Raw genomic sequence first — 15,290 nt, forward strand, 5'->3', positions numbered from 1 at the left:
CAGCGCGTGCGATGCGCCGCCGGCGACCGGCAACCCGGAACGCCGCGTCGTGAACCGCAGGTCAGGTGGTCAGCGTGATGGCGGCGTCGGGCTCGACGACCCGGAAGCTGAAGCTCTCTTCGAGGTAGAGCGTCACGGTCTCGGCGTCGTGGTGGCTGTAGCCGACCGCGAGATCCTGGCCCAGCTCGAGCGCGAAGTCCCCGCCGTCGAGGCTGACCACGAGGGCGCTGTCCAGCCCGGGCGCGCGCACCACCCGGCCGCCGCCCAGGACCCGGCGCAGGTGGTCGAACAGCAGCTGGCCGCCGTGCTCGGTGCTTTCCACGATGCGCGTGTACCCGGCCGGAGCGATGGCGAGCCCGTACGGGCCCTTGATGCCGGCCTGGCGGAGTGTGTCCACCGCCCGGGCGACGACGCCGGGGTAGGCCTCGGGATCGTCGCCGAGCGACGCGGCGGGGTACGGGCTGGCCTCGGCGATGCCCGTGATGCCGGCCGCGGCCCAGCCGTGGAACACGGCGCGGTTTTCGATCATCGCGATCTGTTTCGCCGCCCGGTCGAGGTCGTCGAACTCGAGGTCGTCCGCGCCGCGCTCGGCGTCGTCCAGCTCGCCGCGCGACACCGTGAACGGCACCCGCACCTCGGCGAGCGGCAGGACCCGGCGCTGCCGGACCACGACGCCTTCGTCCACCTCGGCCAGCGAAGCGGAGGCGAGGGTGGTGGTGCGGCCCAGGTCGGTGGCCGAGTGGCGCCATCCGTGCGGGCCGGCGACGTCGACGACGCGGCGGGCCGCGAGGTGGGTCTGCAGCCGCTCCCGCGCTTCGGCGTCGATTTCCTTCCAGCCCGCGTCGGTGATCGGCGCCAGGGGGCGCATCAGGTGGTTCATCTTCAGTCCTGTCCTTTCAAGCCGCCGATGCCGAGCGACCCGTCCGCCGGGCGGTGGCCGGAGATCTCCGCCTCGATCTCCTCGACGTACTGCTGCGGGTCGAGATCGCTGACGTCGAGGTCGCGGGCGCCTTCGTGCTGTCTTTTGAACTCCAGGAACCGGCGGCCGAGCTGCTCGCGCAGGCCGGGGTCGGCGTTCCGCCGGAAGTCGGCCAGGCCTTCGTCCTCCTCCTCGGCCATGTGCTCGCTGTTGGCCAGCCGGGCCTTGCGCACCGCCGCGTGCCACGCCGTGCTGCCGACCGGGTGCAGGGCCGCTTCGTGGACACCGTCGCGGATGTCGTTGTGGTCTCCGATGGCGTCGAGCGTCTCGTCTTCGGCGTCTTCGCCGCGGCGCAGCAGGTGGGGGTAGAAGATCTCCTCCTCTGCGCGCGCGTGCACGTCGAGCAGGTCGGCCAGGGGCTGCCAGACCTCCGCCAGATCGGCGGGGTCGATGAGGTCGTCAAGCCGGGCGAACTGGCGCCGGAACCAGTCGTGGTCGTCGAGGATGAGGCTGGTGATGTCGGCCATACGCCATTCCTACCCCGCTCACGGGACACGGCAAACCCGGAACGCCGTCCGGCCTGGCGCGACGGCGACACGAAGTTCACCGGTTCGGGTGAGAGCTGCCCGGCGCCCACGGCCGATGATCCGCGGCGGTGGTGGTCACGACGCCGCGGGGAGGTGCCGGTGGCGAAGTCGGCGGTCACCCCACCGAGGCGCGGGCCTCCACCACGAGATGGGCCGCGGCGAGTGCGCCACTCGGGCAACCATGCGCCGTTCAGGGCCGGAGCGCTGTACGTGCTCGCGCAGGCCGACCGGCTGCCCTCCGACGCCGACGCGCTGCCCGAACGCTGGTGGAGGCGAACCCGCCGCCTGCCCAGCGCATGGCTTCGCCGACCGTCAGCCTCTGAGGAACCTGAAGGAGAACGCTCCGCACACCAGGACGATTCCGACGTTCACCGTCAGCCGCTCCCAGAAGTGGTCCCTGAAGAACAGGACGTCCACGCCGACCACGACGGCTACCATCGCTCCGGGTTGTCCGGGACCGCGATCCGGACGGATCCGCCGAGACGGGGTTCGCCCATCACGCGGAGGCGGCCCGTTCGCTCGATGGGGCCGGTCAGGACATCGTCGGTCGAGGTCGGCTCGAACGCCGGCTCATGGCCGTCAGGGGTACGGGCCGGCCGCCACGGCCGGCCCGGCAGGTCGTGCCGATCAACGGGTGATGCCGGTGTGTCCCAGGGAGTATCGGCCGGGCTGCGGCCAGACGCACAGCCCGTGGGGTTCGTTGCCGACCGGGATCTTCCGGATCAGTGAGCCGTCCTTTGTGGATAGCACGTAGACCGCTTTGTCGTAGCGTCCGGACAGCCACAGCTGGGCGCCGTCCGCGGTGACGTTGCCCATGTCCGGGCTGCCGCCGCCCGGCAGGTGCCACACCGTGACCGGCGCGCCGGTGTAGGCGTCCAGGACGCTGACGCTGCCCTCGTGCCTGTTGGTGACGTAGAGCCGTTTCGCGTCCCGGGACAGGTACAGGCCGTGGGCCCCGCGGCCGGTCGGGATGAAGCGGAGTACGTGCGTCGCGGCGCCGTCGAGCACCCAGAGGCCGTTCGCGTCGGAATCGGCGATGTAGAAGACCGAACCGTCCGGTGCGAGCTTGATGTCCTGCGGGCCCATGCGGGTGTTGCGGTGCGGCATGTCGATCATCCGCAGCAGCCGGTGCGAGACCACGTCGACGACGGCGACCCGGCCGGCGAACTCGCAGGTGAAGACCGCGGTGCGGCCGTCGGGGGAGAAGTCCGCGTGGTCGATGCCCCCGCAGTCGGGGGCGGCGGTCTCGTCGTGGACCTGCCACGTGTGCGGGTCGTACCAGACCAGCTTGCGCAGCCGCTCCGCCACCGAGATCGCGTACTTGCCGTCCGGGGTGAAGTACATGTTGTACGGATCCACGACCGGGACCGCCTTGCCCGGCTGCCCGGTGCGCGGGTCGAACGGCAGCACGTGGTCCCCGCGGTCGTCGGTGGCGTACAGCGTGCGCAGGTCCCACGACGGCACGACGTGCTGCAGTTCCTTGCCCGCCGGGTACTTGGCGATCACCTGGTAGGTGGCGGGGTCGATCACCCACACGTCACCGGATCCGCTGTGCGGCACGTAGACCAGTGGCTTGTCCGCGGCAACCGCGGGCAAGAGCATGCCGGCCCCGGCTGCGGCGTCCACGTCGTGCGGGTCGGTGACGGCGGGCATGCCGGGCAGCGGGTCGAGCGCCGGCGGTGGCGGGGTGGGCAAGTGCGGCAGTCCGGTCATCGGAGTGCCCGGCCCGGTCATGCCCGGCATCGTGTCACCGGGATTCGGCGAGCCCCCCGACGAGCAGCCGGCGGCGAGGACGGCAGCGAGCGCCACACTGGTGAGCCGGAGTCGCGTCATCACGCCAGCAATTCGGACGCGGTGACCGGGCTGAGACCGCGCTTCGCGAGGTCGGCCAGGACGCCGGGCAGCGCGGAGACCGTCCCCGGGTGCCCGAGGTGCATGCTCACCACGCTGCCCGCCCGGGCCTTCGCCACCGCCGCCCGGATCGCGGCCGGCCCGGGATCCTTCCAGTCCAGGGAATCCACGTCGTAGGACAGCACCTTCGCGTAGCCGGCCTTCCCGGCTTCCACGAGTTCCTGCTCGGTGGCGTGCTGTCCCTGGGACTGCCGGAAGAACCCGCCCGGCGAACCGGTCAGTTCGACGAGCTTGTCCCGGCACCGCTGGATTTCCGCGTACATCGGCTCCGCCGCGTATCCGGACAGCGCCGGGTGGCTCCAGGTGTGGTTGCCCAGCTCGTGCCCGCCGTCGCGCACCATGCGGGCGGCGTCCGGGTGCTCGGCGAGCCAGGTCCCCACCGCCAGCACGGTGATCCGCGCGCCGTGCTGGTGCACGAGGTCCAGGACCTGGCGGGTCACCTGCAGATCACCCGCGCCGTGGAAGGTCAGCGCGACCTGCGGGCGACCGGCCGTGGAGCGGCTCAGTTCGGTGGCCGGCCCCAGGGGGCGCGGGGAGGACGGCGAGGCGCTCGGGGACGGCGTCGTGCCGGACGACGTGGTCGCCGGGGCGGAGCCGGCCGCGGGGGCCGGGTTCTGCCCGGGCGCGGAGCACGCGGTCAGGGCCGCGGCGCCGAGCGTCATGCCGAGCAGGCGGCGTCTGGTCAGGGGATCGTTCACAGCCAGTCCCGTTTCTCGAAGGAGGCGTACAGCCCGGCGGACAGCACGATGATCACCAGAGGGGATGTCCGGCAGCCGGATCGGGAACGCTCCGGCCGGAGAACCCGGTGACTTTCGGAGCCGAGCGGGTGCGGGCCCGGTTCTTCGCGGATCGCGGCGAGGTGGCCGGAGACGTCGGCGACGGGCTTCGAGCAGTCCCTCGCGGTACCACCGGGTACGTGCCATGAACTGGTGCCGATCAGCTCCCCGCCGCCGCTCGCCGGTGGAGCCGGTCCGTCGACGGCTTCGCCGTCCCTGCGGGGATCGGGCAGCCGGTCGGGGCGAACAGCACTCCATCAACTCCTGATACGACGGCGATTCGCCGTCCACGCCGGACGGGCACGCGCCCACCCTTCAGGAAAGCCGCTGTGAGGACGCTGAGAGAGGCCGGCCCGACGAGCCGTCCCGTCGGCGAATCCGCTGCCGGCCGGGAAAGCCCGTGACGCCGAACGGTTCGGGGGCTTGTGACCCTCGGTGTCCGCACTCGCCCGTTTCGCCGGGAATAAGAGAACGTCACGATGTTGGTTAGCGGACGGTAATTCACTGACAATTCCCTACGGAGGTAGGTGGTGGGCGGGCAGCGGCGCGGGGAGTCTTTCGACGTCCCCGTTCCGGTTCACCCCGGGAGTGCTCGATGACCACGTCCCCGCTCAGAATCCCGTTCCCCGGCCGGATCGTCGCCGCGCCGGTGGGTGACCACCTGCCCGGCTTCCCGGACCCCGCTTGACGGTGCGAACCGGCCCGCACCGGGTTGCTCGATCTTCCCGGCGCCGGCCGCGCCACTGACGCTCGCCCCCGGTCGCGGCGTCGCCTTCCCTCTCCGTCCCCACGGCTTCCGAAGGATTTCCCATGTCTGTCACCATTCTGCGGTTCGCCGCGCCCGTCGTCGCCCTCGCGCTGGCCTGCGTGGCCGTGCCGGCGGCGCACGCGAGCACGGTCACCTCGACGTGTTCGCAGGCCGACCTGCCCTTGCCGGATCCGGTCTGCACGCCCGGCGCGCGGAACCCGGACGTCACCCAGGCCACGATCGGCTCGACGATCTGCGTGTCGGGTTGGACCGCCACGATCCGGCCGTCGACCAGCTACACGAACGCCCTGAAGCAGCAGGGCATCATCGACTACGGCTACAGCGACACGAACATGTCCGACTACGAGGAAGACCACTTCCTCCCGCTCGAACTCGGCGGAGCGCCCAAGGATCCGAAGAACCTCTGGCCGGAACCGCACGCCGGCGACGAGAACGCCTACAGCAAGGATTCGGTCGAGAACGCGGTGAAGAAGGCGGTCTGCGCGGGCCAGGCCACCCTCGCCGACGCCCAGGACGCGATGCTCGCGGACTGGACGACGGCGAAGTCCGTGCTCGGCATCGGCTGAGGCCGGCACTACCGCAATCGGCGCCCGGTGAAAGCCGGGCGGTGTTTTCGAGTTCGTTTCCTGTTTCCAGTCATTTGTTCCGCAGTCGAACACGAGTACGGAGGAAGGTCATGTCCTTGCTTTCCGGATCACGTTTCACCCGTTTCGGTGCGGTGGTCTGCGCGACTGCCGCGGGGATCGCCGTGGCGATGTCGGGCACGGCGCACGCCGCCGGGGCCGACATCGCCGCCACGCGCCCGCCGACCGCCCCGCACAAGATCGTCATGCACCAGAGGGGCGCGCACGCGGCACCCCGCACGCCGCTGTCCGACCTCGCCTGGGGCGGTGGCCCGGTCCAGCACAACACGAAGGTCTACCTGGTCTTCTGGGGATCCCAGTGGAACAGCGACGCCAACGGTGTCCGGTCCTACCTCACGAACTTCTTCTCCGGTCTCGGCAACGGTTCCGAACGCTGGTCGAACGTGATGGACCAGTACACCGACAGCAGCGGGAACGCCTCCAGCGGGAATCCCGTACTGGGCGGCACCTGGGTCGACAACGCTTCCGCCGCGCCGTCCAGATCGACGGCGTCGCAGATCTCGTCGGAGGCCAACCGCGGTGCGAGTCACTTCGGGGTGTCCGGCGTGAACGCGGACGTGTTCGTGGTCAGCCCGTCGGGCACCCGGCCCGACAACTTCCCCAATGCGGGTTTCTGCGCCTGGCACGACTGGAACGGCAGGGTCGCCTACACGAACATGCCCTACGTCCTGGACGCGGGCTCGAGCTGCGGCGCGAACTCCGTGCAGAACGCGCTCGACGGGTTCAGCATCGTGGGCGGGCACGAGCACGCCGAGGCGGAGACGGACCCGCAGGCCGGCAACGGCTGGCTCGATGCCAATGGTGAGGAGAACGGCGATCTGTGTGCCTGGCAGGGCCTGACGGCGCTGTCCACCTCGACCGGCCGCTTCGCTGTGCAGCCGACGTGGAGCAATGCCGCGGGTGGCTGCGCCACTTCCGCGTGACTGATGGCGAAAGTGCCGGTGCCGCCGTCGCCGCGGCACCGGCACTTTCGCCGTGCGCGCTCTTGGAGAGAGGCACGGCAAAGTCGGCCGCGCTGATCGGCTTCGGGCCTCGGCGAGACCTACAGACCCAGGTCGCGGCCGACGATCTCCTTCATGATCTCCGTGGTTCCGCCGTAGATGGTGGAGATGCGCGAGTCGAGGTAGTCGTGCGCGATGCGGTATTCGAGCATGTAGCCGTAGCCGCCGTGCAACTGCAGGCACCGCCCGACGATGTCGACGTACTGCTCCGTGGTCCAGAACTTCGCCGCCGCGGCGTCCACTGCGGACAGTTCGCCGCGGGAATGCCGGGCCAGCAGGTCATCGATGTAGCTGCGGCTCACCCGCACGGCGGTGACCATTTCCGCCAGCTCGAAGCGCGTGTTCTGGAACGAGCCGATCGGCTTGCCGAACGCCGTGCGCTGCTTGACGTAGTCCAGGGTGCGCTCCAGCACGCCCTCCGAAGACGCCACGGCGTTGGCGGCGATCGAGATCCGCTCCTGGGGCAGGTTGCGCATCAGGCCGGGGAAGCCCGCTCCCTCCTCGCCGAGCAGGTTGGCGGCAGGCACCCGGACGCCCTGGAAGAAGAGCTCGCTGGTGTCCTGGGCGTGCAGGCCGATCTTCTCCAGGTTGCGGCCGCGGGAAAAGCCGGCCCGGTCGGCCTCGATGACCAGCAGGCTGAGCCCGCCGTGGCGGTCCGGGCCGGTCCGGACCGCGGTGACGACCAGGTCGGCGTTCTGGCCGTTGGAGATGAAGGCCTTGCTGCCGTCGACCACGTAGTCGTCGCCGTCGCGGACGGCGGTGGTGCTGATCCCGGCCAGGTCGCTCCCGGTGCCGGGCTCGGTCATCGCGATCGCGACGACGAGCTCTCCGGCGGCGATCCCGGGTAGCCAGCGCGCCTTCTGCTCGTCGTCGGTCAGGTCGGTGAAGTAGGGCACGACGATGTCGTTGGACAGCGCCACGCAGGCGAGCCCGTCCGAGACGGGGTTGCGCGAGAACTCCTCACCGATCACGGCGTTGAAGCGGTAGTCGGTGATGCCGCCCCCGCCGTACTCCTCGGGGATGGAGAAGCCGAGGATGCCGGCGCGGGCGGCCTCCCGGAAGAGCTCGCGGTCGACCTTGCCCTCCGCTTTCCACCGCTCGGCGTGGGGCGCGGCGTGCTTGTCGACGAAGGCGCGGACCGTGTCCCGCAGGAGCTCGTGGTCCTCGTCGTAGAGCGGCCGCTTGGCCGGGAAGACAGTGGTCACCACGAACTCCTTTGACGTCGCGAACCGGTTCCGGCCGGTGCGGGCCTTGCTGACGGACACCCAGCTTCGATATGTTAACGAGAAATCGCACCGGCGGACAAGCTCGGTCACGATGTCGTGACACCAAGTCCAGGCCAGACAGCAGAGATGCACGGTTACGCCTCCAAGGAAGCAGGTAAGTAAATGAGCAATCTCAGCAGGCGGAGCGTCTTGTCCCTCGGCGCGGCCCTGGGGCTGGCGGGTGTGGCGAGCACGGCCGCCCCCGCGTGGGCCTGGTCGTCGACGGGCTCGGTGGCCGGCACCGGCTCGGGAGCCGACCCGTGGCAGGTCTGGGACGACCCGGTCGACGGTCTGGTGGCGGGGCTCCTCGACAACGGCCAGGTGCCGGCGGTCAACGCCGCGCTGGCGGCGTGGGCGAACAACGACGACCCGGTGCCCGGCGGCCTGCCGGCCGCGCTCGCCACCCACCTCCAGCAGGCCGCCACCCTGCCCTCTTGGGCCGATCGCGCCAAGCTCCGCCTCGCCGCCGACTTCAACCGGCGCAAGGACACCTACCTGTTCATGCTGTACGGCCTCGGCAGCGGCATCATGAGCACGGTCATCCCGCGGGAGGCCGAGTCGGTCTACTGGTCGGCGGGCGGCGCCACCATGAAGGACCGCGCGGCCAAGACCTTCACCTTCGGCTACGACCTCAGCGAACTGACCGCCTTCGAACCCACCGGTCAGTTCGTGGTCACCGCCAACAAGACGCGCCTGGTGCACGCCGCGGTGCGGCACCTGCTGCCGCAGTCGACGCACTGGCGGGCGGTCACCGACACGCAGATCCCGATCAGCAACGGCGACATCCTGGTCACCTTCCACAGCCTGGGCACCTTCGTGCACCGGAAGCTGCTCGAGTGGAAGGTACCGATGACGGCCGCGGAAGAGGACGCCTTCCTGCACATGTGGCAGGTCGCCATCCACCTGCTCGGCGTGCGGGACGAGTTCATCCCGAAGACGTGGGCCGACGCGAACGCGCAGTCGGCGTACGCGCTCACGCCGATCCTCGCCCCGACGACCGAAGGCAAGGAACTGGCCCAGGACCTGCTCGGCCTGAGCGCACAGGTCGACCTGGGCGTCACTCGCGGGTTCCTCAACGAGTTCGTGCGCTACGTGCTGAACGACAAGATCGGCGACTGGCTCTCCCTGCCGCGTGACTACGCGGCGGCCGCCCTGGTCCGCACCGGGTGGCCGGCCTACATCGCGTTCCGCGAGGGGCTGCTGCCCGTCATACCCGTGGGCTTCTACATGTTCGACCAGTTCGTGCGCGCGCTGGCGATGCTGTTCCTCAACAACGGGACCTCACCGACCAGCACCACCATCGTGATCCCCACCGCGAACCGGCCCGGCGCCTGACCGGCGCGTCCGACCGCGTGACGGCCCGCCGCCGGCCGTCACGCCGGGAGCCCCAACGCACCCACGACCAAGGCGGTGACGGTGGCACGGTGGTCCGGGCTGTCCTGCCAGCGCAGTCGTCGTCCGGCCTCGACCACCACGCCGAACCCCGCGTGCACCAGGGCCCGGGCCTGGCGCGGGTCGAGGTCCGGGCGAACCAGCCGCAGCTGCTGCTCCCAGATGGCGATGTGCTCGCGCTGGGCGTCGGCCAACGGGCGCTGCAAGCCGGCCGGCAACCCGGCGACCTCGGCGTCGGCGACGCTGGTGAGGGCGGTGTGCTCGAAGCTGTAGGCCACGTACGTCGCCGCCAGGGCGACCACGGCCTCGTGCGGGCCGGCCACTCCCTGCAGGTTCTGCTCCACCGCTTGGGCCAGCAGCCCCGCCGCTTGCAGGCAGGCCGCCGCCAGGATGTCGGCCTTGCCGGGGAAGTGGCGGTAGAGCGTCGACGGGACCAGCCCCGCGGCGTCGGCGATCCGGCCGTTCGTGACGGTGGCGAAGCCGTCCCGTTCGAACAGCGGGATGGCGGCGGCGAGGATCTCCGCGCGCCGGGTGCGCGGCACGGGCAGGACAGGCAGCTCGACGGAGCGCGCGCTCCCGGCGGCCGCCGCGGGGTCGGTCGCGACGACGCGCAGGGCGGACGCCAGCAGCAGGTCCTCGGCCCGGCGCGGGGCGATCGAGGTGCGGTGCATCGTGATCGACGCGATCGCGCCGAGGGCCGCCACCGCCCGCAGGTGCTCGTCCGGCAGCGGGTACTCGCGCCGCACCACCTCGGTCACCCGCTCGACGACGTGCGCGAACTTCGCCCTGAGGACCCGGCGGTCCTCGCGGTCGAGGTAGCGCGCCTCCCACCGGTACAGCCCGCCCGACGCGCGATGGGCGACGGTGACCCGGGTGACGGCGGCGAGCAGGTCCGCCAAGGCCGCCTCGGGTGGCACCTCGTCGACGGCGGCGACGAGCCGATCCACCATGACGTTCGCGCACTCGGCGAACAGCGCGTACTTGTTCGGGAAGTGCCGGTACAGGGCCGCCGCGGTGATGCCCACGGTGGTGGCGATCTCCTCCATGGACGCGGCGTGGTAGCCGCGCTCGCTGAACACGCGGCCCGCCGCCTCGACGATGAGCTGTTTGCGGTTGCGCGGACGGGTGGCCGCGGGCGACTCGGCGGTCACCGGCGGACCCGAGCGCACGGACGCGGGAACAGGGCCATGCGTGCCAGTCAATCACGAGCCGGACCGAGCGCCCGGGATCAGCACGACCTGGCCGTCGACGCACGGCTGCTGCCGCTGCTGCGGGCCGCACCGGCCGCCGCGTCGATCGGCACGGTGATCGTCATCGGCGAGCCGGCCGCCGACGAGAGCGTGATCGGGTACGAGGAGTTCCTGTCCGCCCACGAGCCGATGGAGCTGCCCGACGTCAGCGAAGAGTCGACGGAGCTGATCATGTACACCTCGGGCACCACCGGCCGGCCGAAGGGAGTGCTGCTGTCCCACCGGAACATGCAGCTGCAGGCGATCAAGTGCATCCGCGCGATGGAGATGTCCGACGACTCCGACGTCGGCTTCCCGACCGCGCCCTTCTTCCACATCCCCGGGCCTGGGCGCCCCGGCGCCGGAGTCACGCCCCGCCGCCACCTAAAGCCGTGAATGTCGCATTGAGGGACTCTAAGTCCCTCAATGCGACATTCACGGACCGTCAGGCCTGAGGCGGAACTCGGGTGCGGTACCCACCGCCTGCGGTCACGGGAAAGACCAGCTCCATTCGCTCCGCGTTCAGCGGGTGCCTCGCGCGGTTTTCGGCGCGGGCCACCAGGCCGCGTCCGAGATCGGGGTCGCCGGCGAGCCGGTGAGCCGGGGAACGACGTCGGTGACCAGGGAAACCTCGCCCTTTTCGATGGCCTGGAACCATGAGATCCACGTCTCGATCTGGTCCCCGCGCATGCCCAGTCGCCATCGCCGTGCGAAGGCTTGCTCCAGGGTCTCCGTTTCGTAGCGGTAGGGGCGGCCGGTGGCCGCGGCGATCCGGGTGACGGCTTCCTCGAGGGTCAGGGCCTCGGGCCCGGTGATCTCGAGGGTCGCGCCGTCGTGCTCGGAGCGGGGCCCCTGGTCGAGGGCGACGGCCGTGATCGCGTCGGCGATGTCGTCGTGGGTGACGAAGGCGGCCCGGCCGGTGCTCGCTGGGCCGCTCACGACGAATTCCTCGTCGGCGAGGGCGGCCGGCGTCGACGTGTAGAAGCCCGCCCGGAGCACCGTGTGGCGGATCCCGGACCCGGCCAGGAACTGCTCGGTCAGCCACTGGTCGCGGGCGTTCAGGTAGGTGGCGGTGGGCGCCGCGCCGACGAGGGACACGTACAGGACCCGGTCCACGCCGACCTCGACGGCGGCTTCGACCGCGGTGGCGTGTTCCTCGAGCCGGCGCCCCGTGCGGTGTCCGGAGACCAGGACGAGGGTTGACGCGCCGTCGAGTGCCTTGCGCATGTCCGGGGCGTCGGCGTAGGCGGCCGGACCGCGCCGCTGGGCGCCGGGCAGTTCGGGGATGCGGTCGGGGCTGCGGCCGACGAGGAGCTGGGGGACGCCGTGGCCGGCCAGCCGGGCCGCGATCCGGCCGCCCAGTGCCCCGGTCACGCCGGTGACCGCCACCGTGGCGTGGTTGTTCCGCTCAGACACAGGTTCCTCCCCAGCCGGCGCCGCCGTCGATCGCGGTGGTCCGGCCCGCGGCCACGGCCCAGGCGGCCTGGACCGGATCTTGGGGGTGGGGTTGCAGGGCGGTGATCACCGCGGTCGCCCAAGGCCACATCGGCAGGCTTTCGAGGACCTTCTCCCGCAACTCGGTCTCGTCGTCGGCGCGCCAGACGGCGACGACACGAGGCTCCCCGGCCGTGCGCCACAGTCGCGACAGGTGACCTTCGGCGGCGAGCTCGCCGGCCCGCACGGCTTCGGCGGCGCGGCGCCGGTCGACTTCCGCTTGATCGGTCCCTTCGGGAACAGTGACGGTCAGCTCGACCAGGAACTCCTTCATGGTTCCTTCCTCCCTTGTCGCTCCGGGTGTTTCTGTTACTGAGGGCGTCCCGCAGGAGTCGCGGTGCGGTAGAACTCGGCCGCGGTGAAGGTGGCGGGGACGCCGAGTTCGGCGGCGACGGCGGTGATCGCGTCGGCGCCGATGGCACTGTCGACCCGGCCGTCGGTGGTGAACTGCCGTGCGATGTACGCCTCGTAGTGGGCCCGGACTTCGTCCTCGGTGTGCCGGCCGAGGAAGGTCCGCAGGTGCCGGACCGTGGTGCCGGGGTCGTCGCGGATCACCCGCAGGGCGCGCAGGTGGGCTCGCACGACGGCCTCGACGGCGGGGTCGTCCGGCCGGAGGTGGGTGGGGTCCACGGCCACGCCCACGGTGGGGATCCGGAAGTGGTCGCCGAAGAAGGCCAGCACCTGCCAGCCGTGTTCGGCGGCGACCGCCTCCGGCGCGATGGTGTCGCCGACCACGGCGGCGTCGATACTGCCCTCCGCCAGCCGGCGCAGGTCCATGCCGAAGTCGCCGGGCCAGCGGACGGTGGTCCGGACGTCGTGGTCCGGGTCGAGGCCGGCCTGGCGCAGCACGATCCGGGTGAAGCAGCCAGGGCCGGTGTGCGGCGGGTGCACGGTGAGCCGCCGGCCGGCCAGGTCGGCCACCGAGGAAATGCCGGGACGGGCGAGGATCCAGAACAGCGGGCGGTAGGTGTTGACGTTCAGCGCGACCCAGGGGATGCCGTCGATCAGCCGGGACAGCACTGTCCGGCCGAGTCCGATGACCGCGCCCCGGCGTAGCCGCTGTGCGTCCCAGGTGCAGCCGTCGCGCAGGGCGACGTGGACGCCCTCGTCGGCGTAGAAGTCCTCCTGGTCGGCGATGTAGGTGACCAGTTCCTCGTGCGGGCCCCGCCCGACGTAGGCGAGATCGATCGTGTGCATGGACATTTTCCTTCGAGATGCGGGTTCTCGGGGTGCGGTGGAACTCGGCCGCGGGCACACCGACGGCCTGGCCGCCGGTGGCGAACTTCGGTGTGATGAAAGACTTGCAGTGGGTGCGGGGAAGGCGATCGCATCAGCGACGTCTGTGAGGCGGCCCGGCGGGGTAGCCCACCTGCTGCCGCATACCGTGCGTGGCCGGCGGACGCGTGCCGATTCTGCTGCCGGAGCCGGTCACCCCTGCCACGCTGCCGGTTGCCCTGGTCACGAGCCCGTTTCCGGTTCAGGGCGGATCGCCCCGTAGAGCACCGTGTGGACGGTGGCGCGCAGCAGATCGGCCGCGGTGCGGTCGAGTTCGCGCGGCACCTGCGAGTTCAGCAGCCGTTCCACCGCGCCCCGGGTGATCTCGCCCAGCAGTTCGGGCGGTGCCGAGAGCAGCCCACGCCGGTGGCCGTCCCGGAACAGCTCGTCGAGCCGCCGGTAGACCACCGCGTCGATCCGTTGTTCCACGTGTCGGCGCAGGACCGCGTCGCCGCGCCCGGTGGCGAGCTGGGCCGCGCCGATCCGCTCGAGCTCACCGCATGCCGCGACCAGGAACCGCTGGACCTGCTCACCGAACGGCCTGCCTTCCGCGTCTTCGGCCGCCGCGAGCAGCGTGCGCTCGATGGCGCCGAACTGCCGGTCCAGCACGGCGGTCATCAGGGCGTGCTTGTCGGGGAAGTGGCGGTAGATCGTCTTCTTGCTCATCCCGAGCTCACCGGCGAAGTCGTCCATGCTCACCCGCCCCGGGCCCGGCGCGAGGAACAGCCGGGCGGCCGCGTCGACGATCATCTCGGCGCGGCGCTGGTCGGAAACGGAGGAAACTAACTTGGTTTCCATAGTTTCCATAGTTGCTCGCCGCTCTTTCGCTGTCAAGCCAGCCGGTCGGGTGCCGTCAAGATCGTCACACCTGATTGACGCGCCGAAGCCGGGCTCCTACGCTACGTTCGTGAGAACGATCGTTCTCAACGATGACGGGAGCGGAGCTGGTGGAAGTGGCGGCGCAGCAGGTCCGGGTCGAGCGGCTCGCGGAGCACGATTTCCTGGTCGGTGTCCCGAGTGGAGAGGACGAAGTCCTGATCCGCCTGCGGTCCGCCGCCGGCACGGTGTCCCGGCTGGAGTTCGGCGATCTCGACGAGCAGTGCCTGGTGCGCGCGATCATGGCCTACCTGCTGGCCCGTCAGGACGCCGACGACCTGCCGCAGGATCTCGACCTGGACGAAATCGCGGCGGCGTACGAAGACTTCGCCGAATCCGTGCGCGCGGCGGTGGACGCCGACGGTGCCGAGTAGCGGCGTCCGCGGCTGCCCGGACCGCACTGAAAGCGAGCTGATCCTCAGCGAGCCGAGCTGCGACGTTGTTTGCCCGGCTTCTCGGCCGCGATGAGGATCTCGGCCGCGCGGCGGGCCTCGGTCGCCGGCGCCGCGGTGTGCTGAACGGCGGCCGTCGACACGGCGCCCTCGGCCAGGAGGTGGATGGCGTTCCCGGTTTCGCGGGAGTACCCGGCGTCCACCACGATGCCGGAGAGCAGCTTGCGGAACTCGCGCTGGTGGTAGTGCACCTCGGCCGCCACGGCCGGGTTGGTCGCGCCGAGCTCGCCGAACACGTTCATCCACGGGCAGCCGCGGAAATCCGGCTCGCAGAACCACTTGTGCAGCCAGGTGAAGATCGCCGACACGCGCGCGGCGCCGTCGTCGGGCTTGCCGGCGAACTCCGCGATGCTCGCCATCATCCGCAGGTGGCGGCGGCGGAGGAACGCCACCACGAGGTCGTCCTTGCTGGGGAACAGCTGGTAGATCCGGCGCAGGGGCAGGTTCGCCGCGGTCCGCAGCCGATCCATGCCCACGGCCTGCACGCCCCGCGAGTAGAACACCTGCTCGGCGGCGTCCAGCAGCTGCTCGCGGACGGGGTCGTGGGTTTCCTCGACGCTGGTCACGGTACCTCGAGACGTTGACGGTCACAGCAACGCCGTTCAGGCTACCATCTCAGGCGAGAATGGCCGTTCTCATTCAGGGTGACGGCGGAGGTGCCATCCATCTCGAAGCCAGCCGGAAGACTCACGACCCTTGT

The 15,290-nt window shown here is 70.9% G+C and carries 16 protein-coding genes; 5 read left to right on the plus strand and 11 right to left on the minus strand.

The features are described from left to right. Positions 1 to 61 precede the first annotated feature (61 nt). The 4 genes from QRX60_RS30290 to QRX60_RS30305 form a co-directional block, all read right to left on the minus strand. On the minus strand, positions 62 to 880 hold the full coding sequence (locus tag QRX60_RS30290; RefSeq protein WP_285994829.1) for a family 1 encapsulin nanocompartment shell protein: 819 nt from the start codon (positions 878 to 880) through the stop codon (positions 62 to 64). Between the two features lie 2 nt (positions 881 to 882). Then, the gene (locus tag QRX60_RS30295) at positions 883 to 1,446 is read right to left on the minus strand and encodes a hemerythrin domain-containing protein (protein ID WP_285994830.1); all 564 of its coding nucleotides are present in this window, start codon (positions 1,444 to 1,446) and stop codon (positions 883 to 885) included. A gap of 687 nt (positions 1,447 to 2,133) precedes the next feature. Further along, positions 2,134 to 3,339 (minus strand): YVTN family beta-propeller repeat protein, encoded by a 1,206-nt coding sequence (locus tag QRX60_RS30300; RefSeq protein WP_285994831.1) that lies wholly within the window; start codon positions 3,337 to 3,339, stop codon positions 2,134 to 2,136. Beyond that, positions 3,339 to 4,115 carry a polysaccharide deacetylase family protein gene (locus QRX60_RS30305; RefSeq protein ID WP_285994832.1) on the minus strand — a complete coding sequence of 259 codons (777 nt, stop codon included), beginning with the start codon at positions 4,113 to 4,115 and terminating at the stop codon, positions 3,339 to 3,341. The genes QRX60_RS30300 and QRX60_RS30305 overlap by 1 nt, the downstream gene beginning before the upstream one ends. 888 nt (positions 4,116 to 5,003) lie before the next feature. Here QRX60_RS30305 and QRX60_RS30310 point away from each other — a divergent pair. After that, positions 5,004 to 5,528, plus strand: a complete 525-nt coding sequence (locus QRX60_RS30310) for a hypothetical protein (RefSeq protein WP_285994833.1) — start codon at positions 5,004 to 5,006, stop codon at positions 5,526 to 5,528. A gap of 110 nt (positions 5,529 to 5,638) precedes the next feature. After that, entirely contained in the window at positions 5,639 to 6,529 is an 891-nt protein-coding gene (locus QRX60_RS30315) for a hypothetical protein (protein ID WP_285994834.1), read from the plus strand. Between the two features lie 119 nt (positions 6,530 to 6,648). Here QRX60_RS30315 and QRX60_RS30320 read toward each other — a convergent pair whose 3' ends face one another. Next, positions 6,649 to 7,812 carry an acyl-CoA dehydrogenase family protein gene (locus QRX60_RS30320; RefSeq protein WP_285994835.1) on the minus strand — a complete coding sequence of 388 codons (1,164 nt, stop codon included), beginning with the start codon at positions 7,810 to 7,812 and terminating at the stop codon, positions 6,649 to 6,651. A gap of 183 nt (positions 7,813 to 7,995) precedes the next feature. On the opposite strand from QRX60_RS30320, the gene QRX60_RS30325 reads away from it, so the two are divergent. Continuing rightward, positions 7,996 to 9,207 (plus strand): oxygenase MpaB family protein, encoded by a 1,212-nt coding sequence (locus tag QRX60_RS30325; protein WP_285994836.1) that lies wholly within the window; start codon positions 7,996 to 7,998, stop codon positions 9,205 to 9,207. A gap of 38 nt (positions 9,208 to 9,245) precedes the next feature. Here QRX60_RS30325 and QRX60_RS30330 read toward each other — a convergent pair whose 3' ends face one another. Beyond that, a complete protein-coding gene (locus QRX60_RS30330) occupies positions 9,246 to 10,415 on the minus strand; it encodes a TetR/AcrR family transcriptional regulator (RefSeq protein WP_285994837.1) in 1,170 nt (389 codons plus the stop codon). 36 nt (positions 10,416 to 10,451) lie between these two features. Between QRX60_RS30330 and QRX60_RS30335 the strand changes: the two genes are divergently transcribed. Beyond that, positions 10,452 to 10,889: an AMP-binding protein gene (locus tag QRX60_RS30335; protein WP_285994838.1), complete on the plus strand. Its 438-nt coding sequence runs from the start codon at positions 10,452 to 10,454 to the stop codon at positions 10,887 to 10,889. A gap of 126 nt (positions 10,890 to 11,015) precedes the next feature. Here the strand turns inward: QRX60_RS30335 and QRX60_RS30340 are convergent, their stop codons facing one another. The 4 genes from QRX60_RS30340 to QRX60_RS30355 form a co-directional block, all read right to left on the minus strand. Continuing rightward, entirely contained in the window at positions 11,016 to 11,909 is an 894-nt protein-coding gene (locus tag QRX60_RS30340; protein WP_285994839.1) for an NAD(P)H-binding protein, read from the minus strand. Further along, positions 11,902 to 12,261: a muconolactone Delta-isomerase family protein gene (locus QRX60_RS30345; RefSeq protein WP_285994840.1), complete on the minus strand. Its 360-nt coding sequence runs from the start codon at positions 12,259 to 12,261 to the stop codon at positions 11,902 to 11,904. Before QRX60_RS30345 ends, QRX60_RS30340 begins: the two co-directional genes overlap by 8 nt. A gap of 35 nt (positions 12,262 to 12,296) precedes the next feature. Further along, entirely contained in the window at positions 12,297 to 13,184 is an 888-nt protein-coding gene (locus tag QRX60_RS30350; protein WP_285994841.1) for an ABC transporter substrate-binding protein, read from the minus strand. A gap of 261 nt (positions 13,185 to 13,445) precedes the next feature. Further along, complete coding sequence (locus QRX60_RS30355) at positions 13,446 to 14,060, minus strand: TetR/AcrR family transcriptional regulator (RefSeq protein ID WP_285994842.1); 615 nt, start codon at positions 14,058 to 14,060, stop codon at positions 13,446 to 13,448. A gap of 131 nt (positions 14,061 to 14,191) precedes the next feature. Between QRX60_RS30355 and QRX60_RS30360 the strand changes: the two genes are divergently transcribed. Further along, positions 14,192 to 14,512: a hypothetical protein gene (locus tag QRX60_RS30360; protein ID WP_285994843.1), complete on the plus strand. Its 321-nt coding sequence runs from the start codon at positions 14,192 to 14,194 to the stop codon at positions 14,510 to 14,512. 44 nt (positions 14,513 to 14,556) lie between these two features. On the opposite strand, the gene QRX60_RS30365 is transcribed toward QRX60_RS30360, so the two are convergent. Further along, on the minus strand, positions 14,557 to 15,156 hold the full coding sequence (locus QRX60_RS30365) for a TetR/AcrR family transcriptional regulator (RefSeq protein ID WP_285994844.1): 600 nt from the start codon (positions 15,154 to 15,156) through the stop codon (positions 14,557 to 14,559). Between the last annotated feature and the right edge of the window lie 134 nt (positions 15,157 to 15,290).

The sequence above is a fragment of the Amycolatopsis mongoliensis genome, assembly GCF_030285665.1.
Classification (GTDB): Bacteria; Actinomycetota; Actinomycetes; order Mycobacteriales; family Pseudonocardiaceae; genus Amycolatopsis; species Amycolatopsis mongoliensis.